28 protein-coding genes and 1 tRNA gene are annotated in these 25,857 nt (G+C 63.4%); 13 read left to right on the top strand and 16 right to left on the bottom strand.

Annotated elements, in window-relative coordinates; genetic code table 11:
- On the bottom strand, positions 1-840 hold the full coding sequence (locus LZ538_RS05150) for an N-formylglutamate amidohydrolase (RefSeq protein ID WP_249830941.1): 840 nt from the start codon (positions 838-840) through the stop codon (positions 1-3).
- A gap of 103 nt (positions 841-943) precedes the next feature.
- On the opposite strand from LZ538_RS05150, the gene cpdR reads away from it, so the two are divergent.
- Positions 944-1,321 (top strand): cell cycle two-component system response regulator CpdR, encoded by a 378-nt coding sequence (gene cpdR, locus LZ538_RS05145; RefSeq protein WP_249830940.1) that lies wholly within the window; start codon positions 944-946, stop codon positions 1,319-1,321.
- Positions 1,322-1,389: 68 nt separating this feature from the next.
- Positions 1,390-1,464 (top strand) — tRNA-Val (locus tag LZ538_RS05140).
- A 93-nt stretch (positions 1,465-1,557) separates the two neighbouring features.
- Here the strand turns inward: LZ538_RS05140 and LZ538_RS05135 are convergent.
- The 8 genes from LZ538_RS05135 to LZ538_RS05100 form a co-directional block, all read right to left on the bottom strand.
- Positions 1,558-2,385, bottom strand: a complete 828-nt coding sequence (locus tag LZ538_RS05135; protein ID WP_430741951.1) for a class I SAM-dependent methyltransferase — start codon at positions 2,383-2,385, stop codon at positions 1,558-1,560.
- Between the two features lie 74 nt (positions 2,386-2,459).
- Positions 2,460-3,995: a TadA family conjugal transfer-associated ATPase gene (locus LZ538_RS05130; protein WP_249830939.1), complete on the bottom strand. Its 1,536-nt coding sequence runs from the start codon at positions 3,993-3,995 to the stop codon at positions 2,460-2,462.
- A gap of 88 nt (positions 3,996-4,083) precedes the next feature.
- Complete coding sequence (locus tag LZ538_RS05125) at positions 4,084-4,344, bottom strand: ATP synthase F1 subunit epsilon (protein WP_249830938.1); 261 nt, start codon at positions 4,342-4,344, stop codon at positions 4,084-4,086.
- Positions 4,344-4,529, bottom strand: a complete 186-nt coding sequence (locus tag LZ538_RS05120) for an eL24 family ribosomal protein (RefSeq protein WP_249830937.1) — start codon at positions 4,527-4,529, stop codon at positions 4,344-4,346. Before LZ538_RS05120 ends, LZ538_RS05125 begins: the two co-directional genes overlap by 1 nt.
- A 3-nt stretch (positions 4,530-4,532) precedes the next feature.
- Positions 4,533-6,056, bottom strand: coding sequence for a F0F1 ATP synthase subunit beta (gene atpD / locus LZ538_RS05115; protein WP_249830936.1), 1,524 nt, complete (start codon positions 6,054-6,056; stop codon positions 4,533-4,535).
- 27 nt (positions 6,057-6,083) lie between these two features.
- Positions 6,084-6,974 (bottom strand): F0F1 ATP synthase subunit gamma, encoded by an 891-nt coding sequence (locus LZ538_RS05110; RefSeq protein WP_249830935.1) that lies wholly within the window; start codon positions 6,972-6,974, stop codon positions 6,084-6,086.
- Entirely contained in the window at positions 6,975-8,504 is a 1,530-nt protein-coding gene (gene atpA / locus LZ538_RS05105) for a F0F1 ATP synthase subunit alpha (protein ID WP_249830934.1), read from the bottom strand.
- A 9-nt stretch (positions 8,505-8,513) separates the two neighbouring features.
- Positions 8,514-9,068, bottom strand: a complete 555-nt coding sequence (locus LZ538_RS05100) for a F0F1 ATP synthase subunit delta (RefSeq protein ID WP_249831565.1) — start codon at positions 9,066-9,068, stop codon at positions 8,514-8,516.
- Between the two features lie 200 nt (positions 9,069-9,268).
- Between LZ538_RS05100 and LZ538_RS05095 the strand changes: the two genes are divergently transcribed.
- The 3 genes from LZ538_RS05095 (at position 9,269) to LZ538_RS05085 (ending at position 11,799) form a co-directional block, all read left to right on the top strand.
- A complete protein-coding gene (locus LZ538_RS05095; RefSeq protein WP_249830933.1) occupies positions 9,269-9,736 on the top strand; it encodes a DUF1203 domain-containing protein in 468 nt (155 codons plus the stop codon).
- A gap of 44 nt (positions 9,737-9,780) precedes the next feature.
- Positions 9,781-10,839, top strand: coding sequence for a bifunctional transcriptional activator/DNA repair enzyme AdaA (locus LZ538_RS05090; RefSeq protein WP_249831564.1), 1,059 nt, complete (start codon positions 9,781-9,783; stop codon positions 10,837-10,839).
- Positions 10,840-10,902: 63 nt separating this feature from the next.
- On the top strand, positions 10,903-11,799 hold the full coding sequence (locus tag LZ538_RS05085) for a CPBP family intramembrane glutamic endopeptidase (RefSeq protein WP_249830932.1): 897 nt from the start codon (positions 10,903-10,905) through the stop codon (positions 11,797-11,799).
- On the opposite strand, the gene LZ538_RS05080 is transcribed toward LZ538_RS05085, so the two are convergent.
- Complete coding sequence (locus LZ538_RS05080; protein ID WP_430741949.1) at positions 11,796-14,072, bottom strand: primosomal protein N'; 2,277 nt, start codon at positions 14,070-14,072, stop codon at positions 11,796-11,798. The two genes, LZ538_RS05085 and LZ538_RS05080, sit on opposite strands and share 4 nt — an antisense overlap.
- On the opposite strand from LZ538_RS05080, the gene LZ538_RS05075 reads away from it, so the two are divergent.
- Positions 14,008-14,310, top strand: coding sequence for a hypothetical protein (locus LZ538_RS05075; RefSeq protein WP_249830930.1), 303 nt, complete (start codon positions 14,008-14,010; stop codon positions 14,308-14,310). The two genes, LZ538_RS05080 and LZ538_RS05075, sit on opposite strands and share 65 nt — an antisense overlap.
- A gap of 2 nt (positions 14,311-14,312) precedes the next feature.
- Here LZ538_RS05075 and purC read toward each other — a convergent pair whose 3' ends face one another.
- The 3 genes from purC to LZ538_RS05060 all read right to left on the bottom strand — a co-directional run bounded on the left by purC (position 14,313) and on the right by LZ538_RS05060 (position 15,566).
- Positions 14,313-15,092 carry a phosphoribosylaminoimidazolesuccinocarboxamide synthase gene (purC, locus tag LZ538_RS05070; protein WP_249830929.1) on the bottom strand — a complete coding sequence of 260 codons (780 nt, stop codon included), beginning with the start codon at positions 15,090-15,092 and terminating at the stop codon, positions 14,313-14,315.
- Positions 15,093-15,184: 92 nt separating this feature from the next.
- The gene (locus LZ538_RS05065) at positions 15,185-15,349 is read right to left on the bottom strand and encodes a hypothetical protein (RefSeq protein ID WP_249830928.1); all 165 of its coding nucleotides are present in this window, start codon (positions 15,347-15,349) and stop codon (positions 15,185-15,187) included.
- A gap of 28 nt (positions 15,350-15,377) precedes the next feature.
- Complete coding sequence (locus LZ538_RS05060) at positions 15,378-15,566, bottom strand: hypothetical protein (RefSeq protein ID WP_249830927.1); 189 nt, start codon at positions 15,564-15,566, stop codon at positions 15,378-15,380.
- Positions 15,567-15,724: 158 nt separating this feature from the next.
- Between LZ538_RS05060 and LZ538_RS05055 the strand changes: the two genes are divergently transcribed.
- From LZ538_RS05055 to LZ538_RS05035, 5 genes are all read left to right on the top strand, one after another.
- On the top strand, positions 15,725-16,672 hold the full coding sequence (locus LZ538_RS05055) for a LysR substrate-binding domain-containing protein (protein ID WP_249830926.1): 948 nt from the start codon (positions 15,725-15,727) through the stop codon (positions 16,670-16,672).
- A 53-nt stretch (positions 16,673-16,725) separates the two neighbouring features.
- The gene (gene parC, locus LZ538_RS05050) at positions 16,726-18,951 is read left to right on the top strand and encodes a DNA topoisomerase IV subunit A (RefSeq protein ID WP_249830925.1); all 2,226 of its coding nucleotides are present in this window, start codon (positions 16,726-16,728) and stop codon (positions 18,949-18,951) included.
- An 87-nt stretch (positions 18,952-19,038) separates the two neighbouring features.
- Positions 19,039-20,781, top strand: coding sequence for a putative bifunctional diguanylate cyclase/phosphodiesterase (locus LZ538_RS05045; protein ID WP_249830924.1), 1,743 nt, complete (start codon positions 19,039-19,041; stop codon positions 20,779-20,781).
- 114 nt (positions 20,782-20,895) lie between these two features.
- Positions 20,896-21,222: a hypothetical protein gene (locus tag LZ538_RS05040; RefSeq protein WP_249830923.1), complete on the top strand. Its 327-nt coding sequence runs from the start codon at positions 20,896-20,898 to the stop codon at positions 21,220-21,222.
- A gap of 325 nt (positions 21,223-21,547) precedes the next feature.
- Positions 21,548-22,120 (top strand): LuxR C-terminal-related transcriptional regulator, encoded by a 573-nt coding sequence (locus tag LZ538_RS05035; RefSeq protein ID WP_249830922.1) that lies wholly within the window; start codon positions 21,548-21,550, stop codon positions 22,118-22,120.
- On the opposite strand, the gene LZ538_RS05030 is transcribed toward LZ538_RS05035, so the two are convergent.
- Genes LZ538_RS05030 through LZ538_RS05020 form a run of 3 tightly spaced genes read right to left on the bottom strand, consistent with a single transcriptional unit; the run spans position 22,117 to position 24,460 of the window.
- On the bottom strand, positions 22,117-23,277 hold the full coding sequence (locus LZ538_RS05030) for a CCA tRNA nucleotidyltransferase (protein WP_249830921.1): 1,161 nt from the start codon (positions 23,275-23,277) through the stop codon (positions 22,117-22,119). The two genes, LZ538_RS05035 and LZ538_RS05030, sit on opposite strands and share 4 nt — an antisense overlap.
- Before the next feature lie 35 nt (positions 23,278-23,312).
- Positions 23,313-23,894: a CoA pyrophosphatase gene (locus LZ538_RS05025; protein WP_249830920.1), complete on the bottom strand. Its 582-nt coding sequence runs from the start codon at positions 23,892-23,894 to the stop codon at positions 23,313-23,315.
- Complete coding sequence (locus tag LZ538_RS05020; protein ID WP_249830919.1) at positions 23,891-24,460, bottom strand: DUF1285 domain-containing protein; 570 nt, start codon at positions 24,458-24,460, stop codon at positions 23,891-23,893. The genes LZ538_RS05025 and LZ538_RS05020 overlap by 4 nt, the downstream gene beginning before the upstream one ends.
- Before the next feature lie 80 nt (positions 24,461-24,540).
- Here LZ538_RS05020 and LZ538_RS05015 point away from each other — a divergent pair, with 80 nt between their 5' ends.
- Positions 24,541-25,272, top strand: a complete 732-nt coding sequence (locus LZ538_RS05015; protein ID WP_249830918.1) for an SDR family oxidoreductase — start codon at positions 24,541-24,543, stop codon at positions 25,270-25,272.
- On the top strand, positions 25,269-25,691 hold the full coding sequence (locus LZ538_RS05010; RefSeq protein WP_249830917.1) for a dihydroneopterin aldolase: 423 nt from the start codon (positions 25,269-25,271) through the stop codon (positions 25,689-25,691). The genes LZ538_RS05015 and LZ538_RS05010 overlap by 4 nt, the downstream gene beginning before the upstream one ends.
- Positions 25,692-25,857: the final 166 nt, after the last annotated feature.

Raw genomic sequence — 25,857 nt, 5'->3', positions numbered from 1 at the left:
TCACTCGGCGGCGGTCGCGTACTGCCTGCCGATCAGGGCTTCGCCGAGCTCGACCGCAAGCGCTTCGATCAGCGATGCCGCGCGGTCGAAACCCGGGCCCGCGTCGCGGAGCTTCTCGTCGAGGTAGCAGCGCCGATCGAGCTCGATCTGGAGCGCGTGGACGCCACGTGCGGGAGCTCCGTGCCGGTCGATAACATGTCCGCCCGCGAATGGATCGTTGAGGCCTGCCTCGAAACCGCATTTAACCGCAATCGCAATTGCTTCCTTGCTGACCCACGCGTCGGCGGTGCGACCGCGACAATCGCCGAATACGACAGGCGGAATGCCGGTTGGGGCTGGAGGCATCGAATGACAGTCGAGGAGCAACGCACAGCCGAAGCGATCGATGAGGTTCTGGAGCTCGCTTTTCACGGCACGATGATAGGGGCGGTGCGACTGCTCGAGCCGCGCTTCCAGGTCGGTTGGGGTGATGGGGCGACGCCATAGATAACCGTGCTGCTGGGTGCGCGTCGGCACGATGCCGAGACCGCCCCGCGCACGCGCTGTGACCCGGCCGCGATGCGCACCGCCGACGATCGCCGGGTCGACTTCATCTTCGGATCGATTGCAGTCGATCGCCGCGCGCGGAGCACGCGCGATGACGGCGCCAATCCCGTGCTGCATTGCCCGCCACACCAGGCGGTCGACCAGCGGATCCTCCAGCGCGGTGAGCGCAGGGCGGCCGCGAGCGGCCATGTCGGTCAGCCAATCGGGATAGTCGGTCCCCGAATGCGGCACCGAAAGGAGCACCGGCAAGCGGCCGCGGGAAGAGTGGATCAGGGGTTTAGGAAGATCGTGCACGGTTAATATTCGTCCCAGATTAGGACTTTGCTGGAGGGGCTGCAACGCGCGAAGACGTTATTCGCTTCTGGCAAAACAATATTGATCGGCGCATATTCCGGTGATGGCACGAATCCTCCTTGCTGAAGACGATCAGTCGATGCGCGAGTATCTGCAGCGTGCGCTGCAGCGCGTCGGCTATGAAGTGGCTGCCGTCGGTTGCGGCACGGAGGCGATGCCGCTTCTCGAGACCGAGCAGTTCGATCTGCTGCTGACCGACATCGTGATGCCCGAGATGGACGGGATCGAACTCGCCCAGAAGGCGAGCGCGCTCGACCCCGCGATCCGCGTAATGTTCATCACCGGCTTTGCTGCCGTCGCGCTGCAGGGCGGCCGGACCGCTCCGGAGGCGAAGCTGCTGTCCAAGCCGTTCCACCTCAAAGACCTGGTCATGGAGGTGGATCGCATCTTCCAGACCGAGGACCAGCACGGCCGTCTCTGACCTGCGCCGCGAATGGGTTGCGCGGTCTCAATCTCGCCCCTAAATGCCCCTCTCGGCCCAAGGCCGGTGGGCGTGTAGCTCAGTGGTAGAGCACTGTGTTGACATCGCAGGGGTCGCAAGTTCAATCCTTGCCACGCCCACCATTTTTTCCTTCGAGAACAAAGTGTTGACGGCTTAGTTCACCTCGGCGTGCTTGGCGCTAACATGCCCATCGCGCGCTACGCTGCCTGAACCGTTCAGCGCGGTTTGACGAATTTCAGCGTCATGCGGTCGCTTTCGCCAATCGACAGATATTTGTCCTTGTCCTGCTCCTTGAGCGTGAGCGTCGGCGGCAGGGTCCAAACGCCGTTGGGCCAGTCGGCGCTGTCCTTCGGATTGGCATTGATCTCGCTGGCTCCTGCGAAGCGGAAGCCGGCAGCCTCCGCGAGGCGGCGCACCGTCGACACCTTGATATATCCGCTGCTGCGCTCCCGCTCGGCGTCGGCATTCTCGGGCAGCCGGTGATCCTCGATCCCCAGCACTCCGCCCGGCTTCAGCATCGCGTACATCTGCTTGAATGCCTCGGCGCTGTAATCGGCCTTGCCCTCGCGCCGGTATCCCATCCGCCAGTTGTGGACGTTGCGGAAGGTCAGGACAACGTCGGCGCTGCCATCGGGAACGCGTGTCGCGGTCGCGTCGAACGCTGGAAAGTCGACGGTCTGGATCGGGCCGTACAGGGCAGGGTCTGCTCCTTTTAGCTTGGCGATACCCTCAATCCCCCAATCGAGCGGAGCCGCAGCATAGAGCTTCCCGCCACCCGATTTGAGATAAGGAGCGAGGATCTCAGTATACCATCCGCCGCCCGGCCAGATCTCAACGACCGTATCGCTCGGCTTCACCCCGAAGAAGGCAAGCGTGTCCTGCGGATGCCGGTATTTGTCGCGCGCGCGGTTCGTGTCCGTGCGCGTCGATGCAGCTACCGCCGCAGTGAGCGCCGCGTTGTGCTGGCTGCTTCCACTATTCTCAGCCGATGCCGCAGGCATCGAAATCGCGATCGCACCGAGCGCCGCAATCCAAGGCTTCATCTTCCACTCCCTCGAAGTTCGGGAGCGACAATGGCTTGAGTAGAACAGTGGGGCAACTGCCCTCACGGCAAGGATCAGAGGCAGGCTTCCAGATACGGCTGGTCGAACCCAAACTGCTTCGCCTTGTCGAGCGTATAGGGGCGCAGGCCCATCGAGCGATATTCGCCGATGATCTTCCCGTCCGCGCTCTCGTCGAGATATTCGAACTTGAACAGCTCCTGGGTGACGATGACCTCGCCCTCCATGCCGATCACTTCGGTGACGTTGGTAGTGCGGCGCGAACCGTCGCGGAGGCGCTTCACCTGGACGATGAGGTCGACCGAATCCGCGATCTGCCGGCTGATCGCCTCCTTCGGGATCTTGATATCGCCCATCATGACCATGTTTTCCATACGAGCCAGGCATTCGCGCGGGCTGTTGGAGTGAAGCGTAGCCATTGAGCCGTCGTGGCCCGTGTTCATTGCCGCCAAGAGGTCGAAACACTCCTGGCCGCGAATTTCGCCGAGGATGATGCGGTCAGGACGCATACGCAGAGCATTGATGACAAGGTCGCGAATGGTGATCGCTCCCTGGCCCTCAAGGTTCGGCGGGCGGGTTTCGAGTGGAAGCCAGTGCGGCTGTTGAAGCCGAAGCTCGGCCGCGTCTTCGATCGTGATCACGCGCTCGCCCGGGTCGATCATCTTCGACAGAGCATTGAGCATCGTCGTCTTACCCGAACCGGTACCGCCGGAGATGATGACGTTCATGCGCGATGCGCCGGCGATCTTCAGCACCGTCGCCATCTTGTCCGACATCGAGCCGAAGCCCTTCATCATGTCGAGCGTGATCGGCTTCTCCGAGAACTTACGAATAGAGATGGCGGTGCCGCGGAGCGACAGCGGCGGAATGATGACGTTGACGCGGCTGCCGTCTTGAAGACGAGCGTCGGCGAGCGGCGTGGTTTGATCGACACGGCGGCCGACCTTGTTCACGATTCGCTGGGCGATCTGGAACAGGTGCTCCTCGTCGCGAAACTGGATCTGCGCCAGCTCCAGCTTGCCCTTGCGTTCGATAAAAGTCTGATCAGGGCCGTTGACCATGATGTCGCTGACCGCCGGGTCGGCGAGAAGCTCTTCGAGCGGCCCGAGGCCGAGAAGCTCGTCGACGAGCACCTTCTCAAGCGCGAATTGCTCGCGGCGGTTGAGCGTGATCTTCAGCTCGGCGAGCACCTCGGAGATGATCGGCCGGAATTCCTCCGCAAGCTCATCCTTGCTGAGCGTTGCCGCCGCTTCCGGGTCGACGCGTTCCAGGAGGCGTGGGAGCACTTGCTCCTTGATGCGGTGGACGGATGCCTCGAAGCCTTCGGTCTTGCTGCTCGCTGCCTCGCCGCTCGCATTCTGGCGCGCCGTAAGGCGGTCCATTGCGCCCAGCTGGCCGGCGCCATTGTCGATCTCGGTGCTTGCCGCAGTCTCTACGGGAGGCGTGAACTCTTCCAGCGGCGGGAATTGCTCCCCGCCCTCAGGAATAGTGATTGCTGGCGTCTTGCCGCCGTGGGCGCCCTTCATGGGCTTGGCGACGCCGAAACTCGGCCGCCCGCCACCAATGCCGCCACGCTTACCGAATGCGCTCATGCCACCCCGTCCATGCGGTTTCCGCCTAGGTCGGGTGGTGAATAGAACCGAAACTTTTAGAAAAGACTAATTGCGTTAATCGAAGCCGTCAGGCCTCGGCGCTCTCCGCAAGCACGGTAAGGCCGCGTTCGCCCACCTCGGCGAAACCGCCGGTGACGGAGATTCGCTCCGGCTGCGCGCCTTGGGTGCGGTAGATCGCGACTTCTCCGTTGCGAAGGGTAGTCATGTAAGGCGCATGGCCTGCCATGATGCCGGACTCGCCCTCGGTGCCGGGGACGACGACCATGTAGACGTCATCCGACATGACGAGACGATCGGGCGTAACGAGCTCGAAATGCAGGTCGGCCATCAATTACGTCCTTCGATCCTCGAATCGAACGCCTTCGCGGCGGTCTCGAATTTGTCGCGGCATCCCGGATTGCAGAAGCCGACGACGTTGCCGCGATATGTCGTCAGGCTGTCGGCGCTAACGGGCTTGCCCGACCACGGACAAACGTCGTTGACGCAATCCTCGATATCGAGCGTACCCGCCATGCCTCAGGCTTCCTCGGCCAGCTTCTCGGCCTTGGCGATCGCTTCCTCGATGCCTCCGACCATGTAGAAGGCCGCCTCAGGAAGGTGGTCATATTCGCCTTCGACGACCGCCTTGAACGAGCGGACCGTGTCCTCAACCTGCACGAACTTGCCCGGGATGTTGGTGAACACCTCGGCGACGTGGAAGGGCTGGGACAGGAAGCGCTGGATCTTGCGAGCGCGCGAGACGGTCAGCTTATCCTCTTCGGACAGCTCGTCCATGCCGAGGATGGCGATGATGTCCTGCAGCGACTTGTACTTCTGGAGCGTCTCCTGAACTGCGCGGGCGACCTCGTAGTGCTCCTGACCAACGACGCTCGGCGTGAGCACGCGTGACGTAGAGTCGAGCGGGTCGACGGCCGGATAGATGCCGAGCTCGGAGATCGCGCGGCTCAGCACGGTTGTGGCGTCGAGGTGGGCGAAGGACGTTGCCGGCGCGGGGTCGGTCAAGTCGTCGGCCGGCACGTAGATGGCCTGCACCGAGGTGATCGATCCCTTGTTGGTCGACGTGATGCGCTCCTGAAGGGTGCCCATGTCGGTGGCCAGCGTCGGCTGATAGCCCACGGCCGAAGGGATACGGCCGAGCAGCGCCGAAACTTCCGAACCCGCCTGGGTGAAGCGGAAGATGTTGTCGATGAAGAAGAGCACGTCCTGCCCTTCCTGATCGCGGAAATATTCCGCCTGGGCGAGGCCGGACAGGGCGACGCGCGCGCGCGCTCCGGGCGGTTCGTTCATCTGGCCGAAGACCAGGGCCACCTTGGAGCCCTCAGGCGTTGGATTGCCGTCCGCGTCCTTGGCGATAACCCCGGCTTCGAGGAACTCGTGATAGAGGTCGTTGCCTTCACGAGTACGCTCGCCGACGCCCGCGAACACCGAGGTGCCGCCGTGGCCCTTGGCGATATTGTTGATCAGTTCCTGGATCAGCACGGTCTTCCCGACCCCGGCGCCGCCGAACAGGCCGATCTTGCCGCCCTTCGCATAAGGCGCGAGCAGGTCGATGACCTTGATGCCGGTGACGAGGATGCTGGTTTCGGTCGACTGGTCGACGAATGCCGGCGCGTCCGCGTGAATCGGCGCCGACAGGTCGGTGTTGATCGGGCCGCGCTCGTCGATCGGCTCACCGACGACGTTCATGATGCGTCCGAGGGTCTGCGGGCCGACCGGCACGCGGATCTGCGATCCGGTGGCGTTGACGACCTGGCCGCGGGTGAGTCCGTCGGTCGAGTCCATCGCGATCGTGCGGACGACATTCTCGCCCAGGTGCTGAGCGACCTCGAGGACAAGGCGGTTGCCCTGGTTGTCCGTTTCCAGCGCCGAAAGGATCGGCGGCAGGTCGCCTTCGAAGGCGACGTCGACGACCGCGCCGATGACCTGCGCGATGCGACCGGTCAGGTTGCTCGGCGTCCCGGGCGTGCCGAGCGGGGTGTTCGTCGTCGCTTCGGCCTTCTTGGATCGGCTGCGGGGCTTGGTTTCAGCGGCGGTGGCCATGTTACTCTTCCTTGCCTTCGTATCTGGTTAGAGCGCTTCGGCGCCCGAGATGATTTCGACGAGTTCGGTAGTGATCGCCGCCTGGCGCTGGCGATTGTACTGGATCGACAGGCGATTGATCATGTCGCCGGCGTTGCGCGTCGCATTGTCCATCGCGGTCATCTGCGAGCCGTAGAAGCCGGCCTGGTTCTCGAGCAGTGCATGATAAATCTGCACTGCGATGTTGCGCGGCAGCAGGTCGGCGAGGATGTCCTCTTCGTCCGGCTCATACTCGACCGCGGCCGGCGGCCCGGAGGCGGCGCCGCGCTCATCCTGCTGCGTGCCGCGCGGGACAGGGATGATCTGCTCTACGGTCGGCTCTTGCACCAGTGTCGAGCGGAAGTTCGCGTAGGCGAGGTGGACGACGTCGATGCTGTCGGTCGTGTAACGGTCGATGATGTCCTGCGCGATGCGCTGCGCATCGGCGTAGGTCGGCGCCTTCATCGCACTTGTGTCGTACTGGGCAACGATGCCCTTCGGGTAGAGGCGCTGGATCACCGGGCGTCCCTTGCGGCCGATGATGTAGAACAGCACCGTCTTGCCCTGTGCGATGAGCTCGTCGGCGGCCTTGCGGGCGAGGCGCACGACGTTCGTGTTGAACGCTCCGGCGAGGCCGCGATCGCTCGTCGCGACGATGATGAGGTGCGTGTCGTCCTTGCCCGTTCCCGTGAGCAGCTTCGGGCTTTGCGGGCCCGGCACCACGCGGGATGCAAGCGACGTCACGACGCCGGTCATCCGCGACGAATAGGGACGGCCGGCTTCGGCGCCTTGCTGCGCCCGGCGCAGCTTGGCCGCGGCGACCATCTTCATCGCCTTGGTGATCTTCTGCGTCGACTTAACCGAGCCGATGCGGATCTTCAGGGCTTTGAGCGACGCCATTTAGGCGAACTGCTTCCCGAACTCGCCCAGCGCGTCCTTGAGCGCCGCAGCGGTGTCGTCGTCGAGCTGCTTGGTGTCGCGGATCTTGGCGAGCACTTCCGGCTTCTCCGCGCGGAGGTAGCTCAGCATCGCGGCCTCGTAGCGGACGACCTCGCGGACTTCGACGCTGTCGAGGAAGCCCTGCGTGCCGGCGAAGATAGACGCAACCTGGTCCTCGACCGGCATTGGCGCATATTGCGCCTGCTTCAGCAGCTCGGTGAGGCGAGCGCCGCGCGCCAGTAGCTTTTGCGTCGAAGCATCGAGGTCCGAGCCGAACTGCGCGAAGGCAGCCATTTCGCGGTACTGCGCGAGCTCCAGCTTGATCGAGCCGGCGACCTTCTTCATCGCCTTGGTCTGCGCGGCCGATCCGACGCGGCTGACCGAGAGACCGACGTTAATCGCCGGGCGGATGCCCTGATAGAAAAGGTCCGTCTCAAGGAAGATCTGCCCGTCGGTGATCGAGATGACGTTGGTCGGAATGTAGGCCGACACGTCGCCCGCCTGCGTCTCGATGATCGGAAGCGCGGTCAGCGAGCCGCCGCCGTTGTCCCCGTTCATCTTGGCGGCGCGCTCAAGCAGGCGGCTGTGAAGATAGAAAACGTCGCCGGGATAGGCTTCGCGGCCCGGCGGGCGGCGCAGCAGAAGCGACATCTGGCGGTAGGCGACGGCCTGCTTCGAAAGATCGTCGTAGACGATGACGGCGTGCATGCCGTTGTCACGGAAATATTCGCCCATCGCGCAGCCGGTGTAGGGCGCGAGGAACTGCAGCGGAGCCGGCTCCGAAGCAGTCGCGGCGACGACGATGGAATATTCCATCGCGCCATTCTCTTCGAGCGCGCGAACGATCTGCGCGACCGTCGAACGCTTCTGACCCACCGCAACGTAGATGCAGTAAAGCTTCTGCTTCTCGTCGTTGCCGGCGTTCGCCTGCTTCTGGTTGATGAAGGTGTCGATCGCGACGGCGGTCTTGCCGGTCTGGCGATCGCCGATGATCAGCTCACGCTGACCGCGACCGACCGGGACGAGGGCGTCGAGCGCCTTGAGGCCCGTCTGAACAGGCTCGTTGACCGACTGACGCGGGATGATGCCCGGCGCCTTGACCTCGACGCGGCTGCGCTTCTCGGCTTGGATCGGGCCCTTGCCGTCAATCGGGTTGCCAAGCGCGTCGACGACGCGGCCAAGCAGGCCCTTGCCGACGGGGACGTCGACGATCGTGCCGGTACGCTTGACGCCGGAGCCTTCCGAAATCTCGGCGTCCGAACCGAAGATCACGACGCCGACATTGTCGGCCTCGAGGTTGAGGGCCATGCCCTTCGTCCCGTTGTCGAACTCGACCATCTCGCCAGCCTGGACATTGTCGAGGCCGTAGATGCGGGCAATGCCGTCACCGACCGAAAGGACGGTGCCGACTTCCGAGACTTCGGCCTCGGCGGCGAAATTCGCGATCTGGTCGCGGATGACGCGGGAGATTTCAGCGGCGCGGATGTCCATGGGTCTGTCTTAGCCTTTCATCGCGGATGCGAGTCGGTTGAGTTTGGTGCGGATCGATGCGTCGATACGCTGGCTGCCCAGCTTGACGACGATGCCGCCGAGGATGTCTGGATCGACTGTAGCGTCGATTTCGACGTCCCGGCCGGCGCGAGTCCGAAGCTGCGTCTTCAGTTGCGCGATCTGGTCATCGTTCAGGGGACGCGCTGTCACGACCTCGGCAGTCGTCTCACCGCGGTGGTCGGAAGCAAGGCGACGGAAGGCGCGGATGATCGGACGCAACTCGTGCTTGCGTCCGTTCCGGGCAAGGACGCCGAGGAAATTCGCCGTGAGCGGATCGATGCTGAGCTCCGGCACTAGCGCCGCGAAAGCCTTGGCGGCTTCCTCGCGTGACACGAGGGGGCTTGCGATAAGCTCGGCGAAGTCCTTGGAATCCACGAGAGCCTGGCCAAGCGCCTCGAGGCTGCGGCCAACGGAATCGATCTGCCGTTGGTCACGTGCAAGGTCGAACAAAGCGGAAGCGTAACGCCCCGCTAAGCTGGCCCGAATGCCGCCGGATGTCTCCACGCGCGAATAGCTCCAGAACTGGAATTGCCCCACGAAAAAATGGGGCGCTATCGGGGTTTATCCCCGACGCCCCGTGTGGGTTGCGCGGCCCCTAGCAAGGGGTTTGCGGCGATGCAACCGCCTACGCAGGTTTGAACGCAAGCTGCTGGAAGCAGGGCTCTTCCCATGCCGGTAAAGGAGCATTCGAAAGGAGCAATTCGATGTCATATGTTGTCCGCGGGCTCGACCCTTCGCCGTTCCGGCCGCTGTTCGGCTTGTCCGATGATGAGCTGGAGCAGCGCGGCGTGGTCCGGATGGCGGTCACCAGCCCAACTTTTCCTTGCCGGGTGAGCCTTACGGATCGCGATCTCGGCGAAACGGTCCTTCTGTTGAACCACACGAGCCACGACGTGGCCAATCCGTACCGCGCCAGCCACGCGATCTTCGTGACCGAAAGCGATCAGGATGCCGCCGAATATGTAGACCGGGTCCCACCGGTCTTCGAGACGCGGGTGCTCTCGCTCAGGGGCTTCGACAGGGATGGCATGATGGCGGACGCGATCCTGACTCAGCCCGGGGAAGCGGACGCAGGGATCCGACGATTATTCGAGAACCCAGAGGTGCAGACGATCCATGCGCACAATGCGACCCGCGGCTGCTTCTCCGCCAAGATCGAAAGGAACGGATGATGGTGCAGCTTGCACAGCGGCTCGAGGAGCGTAGAGCCGAAAACATGGACAATGTCGCGCGCCTCGACGCGGACACCGCCTGGGCCGCCTTCATGCGGCGGGACCGCGCCTGGGACGGCCGCGTCATCGGTGCGGTTAAGACCACCGGAATCTACTGCAAGCCGAGCTGTCCGGCGCGTCGCCCCAAGCGCGAGCATGTCGAATTTTTCGCAACCGCGGAGGAAGCCCGCGCGGCGGGCTATCGTTCATGCCTGCGCTGCAAGCCTGACGAGGTGGGCCGTGACCGAGAAGCCGTTGCCAGGGCGGTCAGCCTTATAGAAAACGCGGAGGAAGTCCCAAACCTCACGGAGCTGGCTGACGCGGTGGGTTATGCGCCGCATCACTTCCAGCGCATCTTCAAGCGCGACCTGGGGGTCTCGCCGGCAGAATATGCGCGAGCGCTGCGGAAAGGCCGCGCGCAGTCGGCTTTGCGGGCGACCAGCCGAGTGACCGACGCAATCTACGATGCGGGCTATTCCGGTCCCAGCGGCTTTTACAGCGACGCAAAGGAGCGGCTCGGCATGAGCCCGTCCGCCTGGCGCGACGGAGGGCGGGGAGAAACCATCCGCTGGACGACCTTCGACAGCCCGCTCGGGACCATGCTGATCGCGGCGACGAGCAAGGGCATTTGCCGCCTGACGTTCGACGACGACGTCAACTCATTGCGGCGACTGTTCCCTAGGGCCGAGCTCATAGAGGACCGGGGCGGGCTGCGGGAACTCGTTGAAGGTGCACTTGCAGCCATCGAGCGGCCGCTTGCGGCTCCGGACCTGCCGATCGATGTTGCAGGCACGGCATTCCAGGAAGCGGTGTGGCGTGAGTTGCGCAAGATCCCGCCTGGCGAAACCCGCAGCTATGCGCAGATCGCCGCTGCGATCGGCCAGCCAACCGCAGTCCGGGCGGTGGGAACCGCCAATGGCGACAATCATGTCGCAGTCCTCATCCCGTGCCATCGCGTGATCCGCAGCGACGGGACCTTGGGTGGTTATGCCGGCGGCCTCGACCGCAAGCGCCAGCTGCTCGCCGCGGAGGGTTCGAACCCGGAGCTGCCGCGCCTTTTCTGACGGGTGTGTTGACGTTACAACACACCAAGGCTAGCGAAGCTTCCTTTCGTGAGAGGAAGTGGAGTGGCCGATCAGTCTGGCGCCGAGGTTGTTGAGCGGCCAACGTGGCTGCGCGTCGCCGATTTTCCGCTGGTCGCATTGCTGATCGCAGCGACCCTTTTCATCGCTGCATTCGCTGCTTCCATCCTCATCGGAAAGTATCTGCTGCCACCGCCCGATACGACGGCTGGACTGTTGGCCAATGCCGCTGTCGGCCTCATCCTGGTCGCCGGCATTTACAAGCTAGCGATCGCTCGGCTTGGCGAGCACCCCCGGGACGATTTGCGCAAGGACCGGGCGAGTCGCGATCTTGCGCTGGGCTTGCTAGCGGGCTTTGCGCTTTTTTGCCTCGTAGTCGGCACAGCCGCTGCGCTCGACGTCTACAATATCGTCGGAACCGGCGGGACGGGGCAGCTGCTGCGCCTGCTGATAGTGGCGGGCATCGCGCCGGCCGTTTTCGAGGAGATCTTCTTCCGCGGGATCCTGTTCCGCTGGATCGAGGATTTCGGCGGGAGCTGGGCGGCCCTGATCGTGACATCCGCGTTGTTCGGCCTTGCCCATATCGTGAACCCCGGCGCCACCTGGTTCTCGTCATTCGCCGTCGCGATGGAGGCGGGCCTTCTGCTCGGTGGGGCATATATGCTGACGCGCAGCCTGTGGATGCCGATCGGACTTCACGCGGCCTGGAACTTCACGCAGGGTTTCATTTTCGACGTGCCCGTATCGGGCATCGATCAGCAAGGCCTCGTGCAGGCGAAGCTGTCCGGGCCGGAGCTTTTGTCGGGAGGCGCATTCGGCCTCGAAGCTTCCGTCATCGCGGTGGTGATTGCATCCGCCGCGGGCCTGCTCCTCGTGCACCGCGCCGCGAGGATTGGGCGCGTCGAGCAGCCCTGGTGGGTGCGGCGGCGGCGTCTAGGCTAGAGGAAGCTGTATGGGTCGACGTCGACGCTGACCCGAACCTTCGGGCTCCATTCGATATCAGCCAGCCAGTCACGGATCACGTCCTGCACGTCGAGGCTGCGGCGGGCATGGACAAGAAGTCGCTGCCGATGACGGCCGCGAAGCATCGCTAGAGGCGCTGGGGCAGGGCCGAATACCGCCATTCCCTCCACGTCGGGCGCCGAATGGCCGATGCGCCGCGCGACCGCCTCCGCTTCCGAGGCATCTTCGGCGGACACCACTATCGCCGCGAGGCGGCCGAACGGCGGCATTGCCGCTTCCCGCCTGGCTTCGGTCTCGGCCCCGTAGAAGCCCGGGACGTCTCCGGAAACGAGCGCCGCAATAACCGGCGCATCCGGATCGTGGGTCTGGACGAGAACGCGCCCGGGCTTGTCGCCACGGCCGGCGCGGCCAGCGACCTGCTGGATCTGCTGGAAGCTCCGCTCCGCTGCTCGCAGATCTCCTCCCGCGAGGCCGAGATCGGCGTCGACAACTCCCACGAGGGTCAAATTGGGGAAATGGTAGCCTTTCGTCACAAGCTGCGTACCGACGACGATGTCGATCGCGCCGGCATCCATGGCGCCCACAAACTCTGCCGCTTTGAGCGGGGACCAAATGGTGTCCGATGTAACGATCGCCGCACGAGCATCGGGAAACAGGTCCGCGACCTCGTCGGCGATCCGCTCAACGCCCGGCCCGCACGCGACGAGGCTGTCCTCCTCGCCGCACTCGGGACAAGCCTTGGGAGGCGGCATCACATGGCCGCAATGATGGCAGGCGAGCCGGTGCATGAGGCGGTGCTCGACCATCCACGCGGTGCAGTTGGGGCACTGGAAGCGGTGGCCGCAATGCCGACAAAGGGTGAGGGGGGCGAAGCCTCGCCGATTGAGGAACAATAAAGATTGCTCCCCGCGATCCAGGTTCGATTCCAGTTCTCTGACGAGTTCCGGCGCAAGCCAGCGTCCCCGAGGCGGCGGATCCTGAGTCAGGTTGATCGCGCGGATTTCAGGCATCGACGCGCCAGCGAAGCGCTTCGGCAGGCTCACTTCGCGATAGCGGCCGATCTCCACCATGTGCCTGCTCTCGATAGCTGGCGTAGCCGAGGAGAGGATGACGGGGATGCCTTCGAACCTGGCCCGCATGACCGCCGTGTCGCGGGCGTGATACTGAACGCCGTCCTCCTGCTTGAAGGTCGGCTCATGCGCTTCGTCGACGACGATCAGGCCAAGGTTTGGGTAGGGAAGGAACAGCGCCGACCTGGCGCCCACGATGACGGCGGCCTCTCCCGAGGCGATCCCTCGCCAGGCCCGCCTCCGCTGCGATGAACGCAAGCCCGAATGCCAAGCGACCGGAGCGCAGCCGAAGCGCGCTTCGAAACGTTTCAGGAAGGGTTCGGTCAGCGCGATCTCGGGCAACAGCACCAGCGCCTGCCGGCCCTGCCGCAGGCATTCAGCAATCGCTTCGAAATAGACTTCCGTCTTTCCCGATCCGGTGACTCCGTCGAGGAGTATCGGATCGAAGCCTTTTCCGACCGCGGAACTCAGGTCTGATGCCGCTTCGCGCTGGTCATCGTTGAGGTCTGGCGGTGCGTGATCTGGGTCTGGGCAGGGAAGGGGCCGGTCCGCATCGACAGCGACCGCCTGAAGAGCGCCTGCATTGACGAGGCCGCGCATCACGCCGTCGCTTACTCCGGCATGGTCCGCAAGCTCGCGGATTGTCCCTTGCCGCCCCTCCACAGCAGCCAGCGCCTTCTCGCGTTGCGGAGTCAGACGGGCCGGACTTGCGCCGGTGGGACGATATTCCGTCAGCTGGCGGGGCCCGTCGAGCGCTGCCGAGGAAGGCAGCACCATCCGCAAAACGGAGGCGAGGGGCGCGAGGTAATAGTCCGCAGTCCACTCGCAAAGCCGCCGAAGCGGCGCCGCGATGGGCCGGACGTCGAGCGTGCCGGCAAGGGGGCGAAGGCGAGAGTCCGGGACTTCGTTGCTCGACAGGCGATCCGGCTCCCAGGCAACGCCGAGCAATTGACGTGGGCCCAGCGGCGCCACGACGATCGAGCCCGGTACCACGTCCATGCTCTCGGGCACGCGATAGTCGAGCGGCCCGAGCGCGGCATTCATGGTGACGACACGGGCGCGCTTCATTGCTAGGGCAGATGCGGGCTGAGAGGACGTCAAGCAAGAGGACGTTCGAATGATCGCACGACGCTGGCACGGCCGGGTTCCCGCATCCAAGGCCGACGAATATCTCGAGCTCATGAAGGAGGTCGGCCTGCCCGACTATCGCTCAACCGAAGGGAATCGTGGCGCCTGGTGCCTGTACGGTCGCGAAGGCGACGTGATGCATGTGGAGATGTTCACCTTGTGGGACGATCTCGACGCGATCCGGCGTTTCGCGGGCGAGGAGCTGACCAGGGCAAAATATTACGACTTCGACCCTGACTATCTCCTCGAGCTTGAGCCCGAGGTGACGCACTTGGAGGTAATCGAAGCCTAGGCTTACTTGCCCCGCTTCTTCCGGTGCGTGTCGAGATCCAGGACCGCGAATTCATCGTCCGGCTGCAGCAGGCCGAGCCGGCGTGCGACCTCCTGATAGGCCTCCTCCACCCCACCGAGGTCCTGGCGAAAGCGGTCCTTGTCCAGCTTCTGGTTGGTCTTCATGTCCCATAGCCGGCAGCCGTCGGGGCTGATCTCGTCGGCGAGGATCACGCGGCTGTAGTCGCCGTCCCATACGCGCCCGAACTCCAGCTTGAAGTCGATCAGCCGGATGCCGATCGCAGCGAACATTCCGGAGAGGAAGTCGTTCACTCGGATCGCCATGTCGGCGATGTCGTTCATCTCGTCCTGGGTGGCCCAGCCGAAGCAGGCAATATGCTCGTCTGCGATCATCGGATCGCCGAGCGCATCGTCCTTGTAATAATATTCGATTATCGTACGCGGCAGCTGCGTGCCTTCCTCGATCCCGAGACGCTTTGAAAGCGAGCCGGCCGCCACGTTACGGACCACGACTTCGATGGGGATGATCTCGACCTGGCGGATCAGCTGCTCCCGCATGTTTAGGCGGCGGATGAAATGGGTCGGGACGCCGATCGACGCGAGCGCGGTAAAGACATGCTCGGAGATCCGGTTGTTGATGACGCCCTTGCCGCTGATGGTACCGCGTTTCTGCGCGTTGAAAGCGGTCGCGTCGTCCTTGAAATATTGGATGAGCGTGCCGGGTTCGGGCCCCTCGTAAAGGATCTTGGCCTTACCTTCGTAAATCTGACGGCGGCGGGACACGGTCGCGCTTCACTCCAATGGCAATGGGGAAAGGGAGCGGGCGCTATAAGCGAGGAGCGCGGTGCGTGCTAGTCCGCGCTCCTCACCTTCCGTCAGACACGGCTGGCGGTTTTCTTTTTGGATGCCCAGGGGGCGCTCCATTCGATGTGATGCAGGGCCTTGAGGCTGTCGCCCAGGGTCCGTCCAAGGCCCGCGAAGGAAGCATTCAGCTGAGCGCGGCTGGACTGGTAATCGCGGTCATAGAGTTCGTCGACCATGGTGATCATCCTTTCCTTTTCCTTTGCGTCAGAGCGCGATTGGATAGGCGTCGATCAGATCGTTCGCCGGGATGAGAGCAGCTTCGATAAGCGCAATGCGGCGATCGGCGTCGAGAGCGCGCCAGCTCCGGGCTGTCGAGCGCGATGCCTGCGCTTCGATTGCCCGTACTGCCGGCCCATTTTCGACGAACACACGCGTGCTGAGGCCATAAGTCATGGCGTATGTCCTTTCCCATTTTTGTGGGCCGCTGACGGTGGGGGCTGGAGGGGAGGGATCAGTCACCGCCAGCGGCTGATCCTCATCTACGAAACGGGGCGTCGTTTCGCCAATCAAACACTCGACAGAATCGATAAGATGGCCTTATGATCTGCGAGATGCGACGCCTTCCACCCTTGGCTGCCGTCAGGGCTTTCGAAGCCGCCGCGCGGACGGAGAACTTCACGGCCGCCGCCGCCGAGCTCGGCATGACACAGGCCGCGGTTTCCTATCAGGTGAAAAGCCTCGAGGAGCGCTTGGGAGCGCCGCTGTTCGTTCGGGAGAAGGGACGGGCCAAGCTGACGCCGCTAGGCTCGCGATTGCTCCCTGCCTTGACCGGCGCGTTCGATGCCATCGAGGCGGCGTTCGCGAGTCACCGCCAGGAGGACGAAACGCTCCTGACGGTCACCACCACGCACACGTTCGCGAACACGTGGCTGGCATGGCGGCTGGGTGGCTTTCAGATGGAGCATCCGGACCTCGCTGTTCGAATGACGACGAGCAACGAAGTGGTGGACCTCCGCTCGGGCGAAGCCGACATCGCCCTACGTGCCGGCCGCGGTGGCTGGGAGGGCATGGAAGAGCATGAGCTGTTTGCGTCCACTTTCACGCCGATGGCCGGGCCGCAATGCATTGCCCAGGCCGAACGGAAGCTTGGTAGGCCGCTAGAGCCGGGCGACCTTGCCAGCGAGACCCTCATCAGCCCGGGCGACGAATGGTGGGAGCAATGGTTTGCGGACAATGGCGTCGTGGCGGGCGAACAAGCGATGCGCCGTCCCGGCGTGCGGCTCGATAACCAGGCAAACGAAGGCCACGCGGCGATGGCGGGCCAAGGCTTTGCCTTGCTCACGCCGTTGCTGTGGAAGGGGGATGTCGCAGCGGGACGACTGGTGATCCCGTTCCCGGATCGCCTTTCCGCTCGAGGGTGGGCCTACTGGATGGTCTATCCGAAAGAGCGGCGCATGATTCCTAAGGTGAAGCGCTTCCGCGAATGGCTGCTTGCCGAGATGGCTGCGGCGCTGGCGACGGATAGCTTGGACCTGGAAGGCGCGAGACCCCCCGCCTAACTGACCGCGAACAGCCAGTGGTCGAGGCTCCGCCGTCTTGCTAGGCAATCGCCATGCCCGACCAAGATCTTTCGTCCGTAATCGAAACACCGTTCGACGCCGCCCTCTCGGAGCGGTATCTCGTCTACGCGCTATCCACGATCACCGCGCGATCGCTCCCCGATGTCCGCGACGGATTGAAGCCAGTTCACCGACGCCTTCTATGGGCGATGCGACTGCTGCGGCTGGACCCGACCGGCGCCTACAAGAAATCGGCCCGCGTCGTCGGCGACGTGATCGGCAAATATCACCCGCACGGGGACCAGTCGGTCTATGACGCGATGGTCCGGCTCGCGCAGGACTTCGCTCTCCGCTACCCCTTGGTCGACGGCCAGGGGAACTTCGGCAATATCGATGGCGATAACGCGGCTGCTTATCGGTACACTGAAGCCCGGCTTACGCCGATCGCAATGCGTCTCATGGCGGGGCTCGACGAGGGGACCGTCGATTTTCGCGCAACCTATAATGGCGAGGAAGAAGAGCCCGAGGTCTTCCCTGGACTCTTCCCGAATCTGCTCGCGAACGGCGCAAGCGGCATTGCAGTGGGAATGGCGACGTCAATCCCGCCGCACAATCTCACCGAACTGGTCGATGCGGCCGTCCACCTGATCGACAATCCCAAGGCCGGCGACCGGGAGCTGACGGACATCGTGAAGGGCCCGGACTTCCCGACCGGGGGCGTGCTCGTCGATGACAAGGACACGATCACCCGCGCTTACGTGAGCGGACGAGGCGCGTTCCGGCTGCGCGCAAGGGTTTCGACCGAACGCGAGAAGGGCGGCGGCTGGCATCTCCTAGTGAGCGAGATCCCCTATGGCGTTCCGAAGTCGAAGCTGATCGAGCAAATCGCCCAGCTCATCGCCGACAAGAAATTGCCGATCCTTGCCGACGTCCGCGACGAGAGTGACGAGCAGGTTCGGTTGATCCTCGAGCCGCGGGCGCGGACGGTTGATCCTGATCTGCTGCTCGAGAGCCTCTATCGGCTGACCGATCTCGAAATTCGCTTCCCGCTGAACCTTAACGTTCTCGATGCAAGCCGCACCCCGGGCGTGATGAGCCTCAAGGAAGCGTTGCTTGCCTGGCTTGCTTTCCAGATCGACGTGCTCGTCCGGCGCAGCCGCGTCCGCATCGAAAAGATCGACGACCGGTTGGAGATCCTCGCAGGTCTTCTGGCCGCTTACCTGAACCTGGACCGCGTGATCGCGATCATTCGCTCCGAGGACGAGCCCAAGCCACTCATGATGGCGGAATTCTCGTTGTCCGATCGCCAGGCCGAAGCGATCCTCAACATGCGACTCCGCAGCTTGCGCAAGCTGGAGGAAATGGAGATTGGCCGGGAGCGCCAGTCGCTCGAAAAGGAACGTGACGAGCTCGCCAAGCTGATCGACAGCCCAGCGCGCCAGCGCACCAGGCTAAAACGCGACCTCACGACACTCAAAGAGAAGTTCGGAGACGAGCGGCGGACTTCGATCGAGGAGGCCGCTGTCGCGCGTGACATCGACTGGTCGGCGATGATCGAGAAGGAGCCGATCACCGTCATCCTTTCACAGCGCGGGTGGATTCGCGCGATGAAGGGCCATCTCGCGCTGGACCAGGTGGCGGAACTCAAGTGGCGCGAAGGAGACGGCCCTTTCATCCACTTCCACGCCCAAACGACCGATCGGCTCGCGCTGTTCGCCTCTAACGGGCGTGTCTACACGCTTGCCGGAGACAAGCTGCCGAGCGCCCGCGGCTTTGGCGAGCCGGTGCGGCTCTTCATCGACCTCGAAGCGGAGATCGACATCGTCCAGCTGCTCGCTGTTCGGCCAGACATGAAGCTGCTGGTCGCTTCGTCGGATGGGCGCGGTTTCGTGACAAGCGGGGAGGGAACGCTGGCTGAAACGCGCAAGGGGAAACAGCTGGTGAACTTGCGTCCGGGCGGGAGCGTTGCAGTCGTGCGGCCGATACCAGATGAGGCGGACGCGGTCGCTGTTATCGGCGAGAACCGGAAGATGGTGGTGTTTGCCCTCAGCGAGTTGCCGGAGCTCGGTCGCGGGCAGGGGGTCACCCTGCAGCGCTATCGCGACGGCGGGCTTTCCGATGCGGTCGCTTTCCGGCTGGAACGGGGTCTTAGTTGGGCGCTTGGCGGGGAAACGGGCCGAGTGCGCACCGAAACGGACCTGTCGCCATGGCGCGCCGCGCGTGGCGCCGCGGGCCGGATGCCGCCAATCGGTTTCCCACGGAATAACCGTTTCGCTTGAGCGTCCGCTGAGACCCCAGCCGTTAACCGCAAATCGCTGAAGAGAAAGATACTCGGAATTAACCCATCCGCGTCAATAGCGGAGCGCATGCAGGCTGCAATCAACCGTCTGCCGGCTTCGGGCCGGCATCGGCGGACAGAAAATATGGCCGGAAAACCGCATGTTGTCATTGCGGATGACGCCAGCCTGCTCGATGCGCTTCCGATCGCCGCAGCCGTGATCCAGCGCGATGGCGATGGCTCGCTGACTGTCGTCGCTCATAACAGCCGCTTCTTCGACACGGTCCGGCAGTCCACCTGCACTGCCGCCGATTGGAACCAGGCCGATTGCCTCAAATCCGGGCCCATAGGCGAGCTGCTGCATTCCTACTTCGACGGTACGGATACCGCTGGAGAACTGGATTTCAGGGACGGTGAGGGCGTCTCTTCAAAATATTTTCGTGTGAAGCTCGCTCCCCTGCCGAAGAAGAAGGGCGAAGGCCCGCGGTGCCTTCTCAGCGTTGTCGACCGCACCGCAGAGGTTCAGAGCGAGCGCGCTCTGCGCGCGGAGATGCTTCGCGACAGCCTGACTGGCCTGCCGAACAGGCTGGCCTTCAGCGAAGCGATCGAAAGCGCTGGTGAGAAGGTCGGCCGGGACCTCGAGCATGCGGTGCTAGTCGTCGATATGCTAAGGTTCAGCCGCATCAACGAGAGCATGGGCGGGCTCGCCGGCGATGAGCTGCTGATCACCTTCGCCCGGCGCCTCATCCTCGCCTTGCGCGCTGGCGACGTCCTCGCTCGTACCGGCGGAAATGAGTTCGGCGTTCTCGTATCGCTGCGGCGGGGCATCGCCGACGCATTGAAAGCGGCGGAGCGCATTCAGCAGGTGATGGCGACGCCTTTCAAAATCTCGGACCTCGAAATCCGCGTGGAATGCGCGATCGGCCTCGCGCTCATGCATGCCGGGCAGGATCCAGAGGAACTATTCCGGAATGCGCAATTCGCGGTCAAGCAAGCGAAACTGGCCGGAGCGCCTCAAGTTTACGAGCCAAAGCAGGCGACCGAAGCCCGCCGCCGCTTCTCTATCGAGACAGAGCTTCGCCGCGCGCTCGACAAGGACCAGCTCAAGCTGTTCTACCAGCCCCTTATCAACCTGAAGTCAGGCGAGGTGGCCGGCTTCGAGGCTCTTGCCCGATGGGACCATGAGGACCGAGGCGAAATCAGTCCGACAGAATTCATTCCAGTTGCCGAGGAAAGCGGTCTGATACTGCACCTCGGTCGCTGGGCGATGGACAAAGCCGCTCAAACCCTTGCGAGCTGGGATCAGGAGGCGGGAGAGGCTCTGCCGCTTTACGTCGGCGTGAACCTTTCCGCGATTCAGGTTGCCCGCGACGACGTCGCGGGTGTGGTCCGGAGCGCGCTCAAGTCGAGCGGTCTGAGTGGGAATCGACTGACGCTGGAGCTGACGGAAAGCTCGATCGTCCAGGATCCGGCGCGGGCCACCCGCGTGTTCGACGCTCTGAAGGCGCTCGACACGACGGTAGCCATGGACGACTTCGGCACCGGCTATTCGAGCCTGGCCTACCTCCAGCGTCTGCCCATCGACGTCCTCAAGATCGACCGCAGCTTCGTTTCCGGGATGATGGTCGACCCCGACAGCGTTGCGATCGTGCGCGCAGTCCTCAGCCTCGCGGAGGCGCTGGGAATGTCGACCACGGCCGAAGGTATCGAGACCGTCGAACTCGCGACCACACTGGCCACGCTCGGCTGCGCTTCTGGACAGGGGTATTATTTCGCGCGACCGCTCGAAGCCCAAGCCGCCTACGAATATTGGAAGTCGCGCCGCCGCTGAAGGCGCGCCCTCCCTCTCCACTACGGCTGACTACGGGACAATCCCGGTAGCAGTCGGAACCTCAGTTCCCGATCATGGGTTGAATCTCTCGAACAGGGGAGATGACGAGCCGTGGTGCGATGGCTTGCGATCATGGTCGTGCTTGGGCTTGCCCCGTCGACGGCGCAGGCGCTGGACATGCAACGCGGTCCAAACGCCCAGCCGGGCCAGTCCGCTGCGCCGAGGGTGAACTTCCGGATCGTCCAGGACAATCTCTATCAGTCTCGATCATCCCATCGGTCGGGCATGATCGCGTCGACGGACGTAGCTCCGGGAACGACGGTCGGCGTTGGCATCATCAAGACGCCGTCCCGCCGAAGCAATGCCGCTGGCGATTGGCGCCTCGATTCGAGGGGAGCGGTCTCCCGGCGAGCGGCGGTAACGTTCCAATTCCGCTTCTAAATCACGGAAACTACCTCAAGTTATCGCCGGACTGACCCATTCAATCCATATTCAGCGCGCTCGAGACAAAGATGTCCGAGCGAGCGGTGGTTGGAATGTTGGATCCAAAGAACGAGGATTATCTCCGCAGGCGCGAGAGAAGTGAGCGAGCCGCAGCGAAAAAAGCGGCCTGCGATGCTGCACGTCGTGCGCACCAGGAATTGGCGCAGGTCTATGCCGAGAAACTCCGCAACAGATAGATCAGGCTACCAGTGCGCGCTTGTGCGCAAAGCCGCTCCTGCGCCACAAGGTCTCCATGCGTCCCCACGGGAGCCTTGTTGACTCGGTGATCGACAGTCCGGTCGCGATGGTGATCACGAATCCGAATTTGCCGGATAACCCAATAGAAATCGCAAATGCGGCTTTCAGCGCGCTGACCGGATATGAGGAACGCGACGTTGTTGGCCGCAATTGCCGTTTGCTCGGGGGGGATGGCACCGAGCCTTGGGCTAGAGATCAGCTGGGTTTGGCGGTGAGGCGGCAAAAGCCTGCGCTGGTAGAGATCTTGAACTACCGCAAGGACGGGACCGCATTCCGCAATGGCGTGATGGTTTCACCGATCTTCGATGCGAGCGGTCAAATCGCCTGGTTCCTGGGGTCGCAGGTGGATCTCGGTACGGGCGACCCGCAGGCGTTGGGTCGCCGTCGTTCCCGGGCCTCCGCCCTCGTAAGTGCGCTTCCGCTTCGCCAGCGGCAGGTTCTTCAAGCGATGGCAAATGGACTTCTCAACAAGCAGATCGCCTATGAGCTCGGCATCGCCGAGAAGACCGTCAAGATGCATCGGGCGCTAATGCTTGAAAGGCTAGACGTCGCTACGAGCGCTGAGGCTATCCGCATAGCCGTGGAGGCGGGGCTTTAGGTCCCGAGACCGCCTCGTGTCGCGCTGAGCTCCGCTTCCAATATCTCCTCGAATTCGCGGCCGCCGGGGAATCCCGCCTCAACCCATCGATCTTCTATTTTTCGAAGGGTTCTAGCCACGATTGGCCCTTCCTCCAGGCCGCGTTCGATCAGCGCCCCGCCCGTGATCGGCAAGCGAGGCGCGGTCCACTTGGTCAGGGCCGAAGCCTCCGCGGTCTTTCCACCGAGCAGCAGCCGATCGACTGCGCATTCAGTACCCATCCTGTAGGCAAGGGCCTCTGGCGTCGCGTCCAAATCTGAGCTGGCGGCCGCCGCGACGCGCTTGCGAGACTTGTTGGACAGCTTGAGGCGTACGGCAATTGCGCCCGTGAGTTCTGGATCTCGCGGCAATAAAGCCACAAGGCGCCTCAATGGATCGGGATCGATCCCGGCGCTCTGCTCAGCTGCAACCAGCGCTTCCAGGTCGCGAAGCCGCTCCGCCTCGATTTCAGGCAGCACCGGCGTGAGGATGCCGCGTTGGAGCATGACGCCGACGGTCGCGGTCGGATCTTCGACGGCCAGGAGCTTCAGAAGCTCGTCTGCGATGCGTTCGCGGGACAGCGCCATCAAATCGTTGGCCCGGCGCGTGCAAGCCTCGAGCGCGGACGCATCCGGCTCTCCGGCCCCGAAGCGAGCGTGGAAACGGAAAAACCGCAATATCCGCAAATGATCTTCGGCGATGCGGGCCAGCGGATTTCCAATAAACCTGACGCGCCGCTCAGCGAGGTCCTCGAGGCCGTCGAAATAGTCGAAAATCTCGCCTGTTTGCGGGTCCGCGAAGAGCGCATTGATGGTGAAATCGCGCCGCGCCGCATCCGCCTGCCAGTCATCGGTGAAGGCGACGGTGGCGCGCCGCCCGTCGGTGGATACGTCATGCCGCAGAGTAGTCACCTCTACTGCATGACCGTCGCTGACTGCCGTGACGGTGCCGTGCTCGATCCCGGTTGGAACGGCCTTGATCCTTGCCTTGGTCAAGCGTTCCACCACCTCGCCGGGGCGAAGCTCTGTCGCGAGGTCCACATCGTTGACGGGAAGTCCCAGCAACTCATCTCGCACAGCACCGCCGACGTAGCGCGTTAGGCCTTCGTCGGCGCCTAGCGCTGTCAACAGGCGGTCCATGCCGCGGCGCTTCCGCCAGCTTGCTGCGTCGAGCTTCACCGCTCGACCAATGTTCTTGAGAGATTGACGATCATTGCGGCGGTCGCCCCCCAGATCCTGCGGCCGTTCCAGTCGATTTCGTAATAGTGGCGCTCTTTGCCACGGAACAGTGCGCTTCGGCGATGCTGGTTCTCGGCCGCCAGGACGAAGCTCAGGGGGGCCTCGAACCAGTCGGCCACCTCGTGCTCGTGGGCCTCAAGGGGGAGATTCGGTGGAATGACCCCTATCACAGGTGTGACCAGATAGTCGGTCACAGTCCGATATTCCGAGAGGCTCCCGATCACCTCCACGTTTTGCGGGTCAAGCAAGATCTCTTCCTGCGCTTCGCGCAAAGCCGCAGCCACTGCATCTTCACCGGGGTCGAGCCGCCCGCCCGGGAAGGCTACCTGTCCCGCATGCGTCCGAAGATGCTCGCGCCGAACTGTGAGGATCACCCCTGGCTCTTCACGCTCTGTGATGGCGACGAGGACCGCCGCCGGAATGCTGTCCAGCGGAGGGTGCTCCGGCATGTCGCCCGGCAGCAATTCGCACGACGCGGTGCGTGAAAGCGCCTCGCGCAGACGCTCGACAAGGTTCATTCCGTCGGTTCCAGTCTATAGAACTCGCCGTTGCTCCATACCCCCACAGGATTGTTCTTTTCGGCAAGAGCAAGCTCTGCCAGCTCGTAATAGACTGTGCGTGAGAGCTCCGCCTCCAGGCCGTGCCGGACTAGCACGCGCGGGGAAGGGCCTAGCTCGGTGTCAAAGACCTTCAGAGGATGACCGGGTCCTAAAATGACGGCATCGCCACTGTCCAATCTCAAGGCGATTTTGCGTTGCCTCCCCGTGCCTTCGCTATGAAGTTCAACGGCGCGAAAAGCAGTCGCATCGACGTCGATCTCCAGCTTCTCGACAGGCGTCACCAGAACGTGAGTTCCATCCGGCTCGCGTCGGAGCACAGTTGAGAACAGCCGAACCATCGCAGGCCTGCCAATGGGCCGGCCCTCATGGTGCCAAGTGCCGTCGCGGCCGATCCGCATTCCCGAGTGACCGCACTTTTCCGGCTGCCAGCGATCGACGGGAGGCAGCCTTCGCTCTTCAATCAGCTTCTGCAAGTCCGCGAGGCTGACGCCTTGTAACTCCAGGGGCGGACGGCTTTCCGGCATGCGCTCACTAGTCATTGTGAGAGGCCGGCCGCAATCGCCTGCGGATTGCTTCAGTCCCTCAATCGGCTAGGTGGCGCACAATGGAAGGGCGCACTGCGATCGTCACCGGCGGCGGCAAACGCGTCGGCGCTGAAATCGTCGCCGCACTGCTTGTCGACGGCTGGCACGTGATCGCTCACGTCCATCACGAAGATGATAAGGTCCCGGATGGGGCGGTCAAAGTTGTCGCGGACCTTGCAGAATGCGACTGCGCGGACCGTATCTTTGCAGCAGCCCAGGGGCTGCCGCCTGTCCGGCTGCTGGTGAACAATGCGGCCAGGTTCGCCTGGGACGGCTTTGGCGAGTTCAGTCCCTCCGAATTCGACGCCCATATGGCGGTCAACGTCCGCGCCCCGGCCCTGCTCATTGAGCGATTGGCGGCCTCGCACTTCGGGACTGGAGACGTGCTCGTCGTCAATCTGCTGGATGCGAAGCTCGTAGCCCCGAACCCCGACTATCTAAGCTACACCTTGTCCAAGCAGGCCCTCGCCGGACTTACTGAAATTGCGGCGCGTGGCCTCGCGGCCCGCCGAATTCGCGTGAACGCAATTGCGCCGGGGCTGATGTTTCAATCGTCCGGCCAGAGCGCGGAAAACTTCGAGGCGATGCATGCGAGCAACCCTCTTGGACGGGGTGTCGAGCCGCACGACATTGTCGCAGCAATCCGCTATTTAGTCGCAGCGCCTTCCGTGACCGGCGAAACCATCGTCATAGATTCCGGCCATTCTTTCTTAGGGCGGGAGCGCGATGTTCAGTTTTTGGAGACCCCATGACAGTTGTTCCGGCGACGCTGTCCGGCCTCGTGCCCGAACAGCTGAAAGTGAGATCGGCGCGGATCGTTCTCGACAGCCTCGAGGTGCGGGCCGATATCGGCTTCCACGAGTTCGAAGTCGGCAGTCCACAGCGGCTTTTGGTCAGCGTGGAAATTTGGCTGGACGATCTTTCCGCGCCCGTCGAGGACGATCCGCTGCACGCCTGGGATTACGATTACCTGCGTTCGCAAGTTCAGGAGATGGCGCTCGCGCGCCGTTTCAATCTCCAGGAAACGCTTGCGCATGCAATCTTCGACCGCATTGCCGCCCTTCGCGGCGTCAAGGCGTTGAGAGTGCGAACCTCAAAACCCGACGTTTATCCAGAGGCGCAGGGTGTAGGGGTAGATATCGCATCCTTCGCCGGCCAGTGGCCGGACTAGTGTTTCCATGCCTTCCGGGAGTGGAACAAAATGCATTGCGCGGTCTTTGAGGCAGCGATAAGGGTGCGCGCTTTATTGCTGATGATATGTTGATACATCGGCACATCATCTGAAGGCAGGGCTCGCGTCCGACTGCCCGGTCTGGCCGTGGCACCACACGGCGCGT

This window comes from Sphingomonas hankyongi (genome assembly GCF_023516575.1).
GTDB classification, from domain to species: Bacteria; Pseudomonadota; Alphaproteobacteria; order Sphingomonadales; family Sphingomonadaceae; genus Sphingomicrobium; species Sphingomicrobium hankyongi.
The sequence above is the reverse complement of the archived record's forward strand: the minus strand, read 5'-3'. Positions and strand labels throughout refer to the sequence as shown.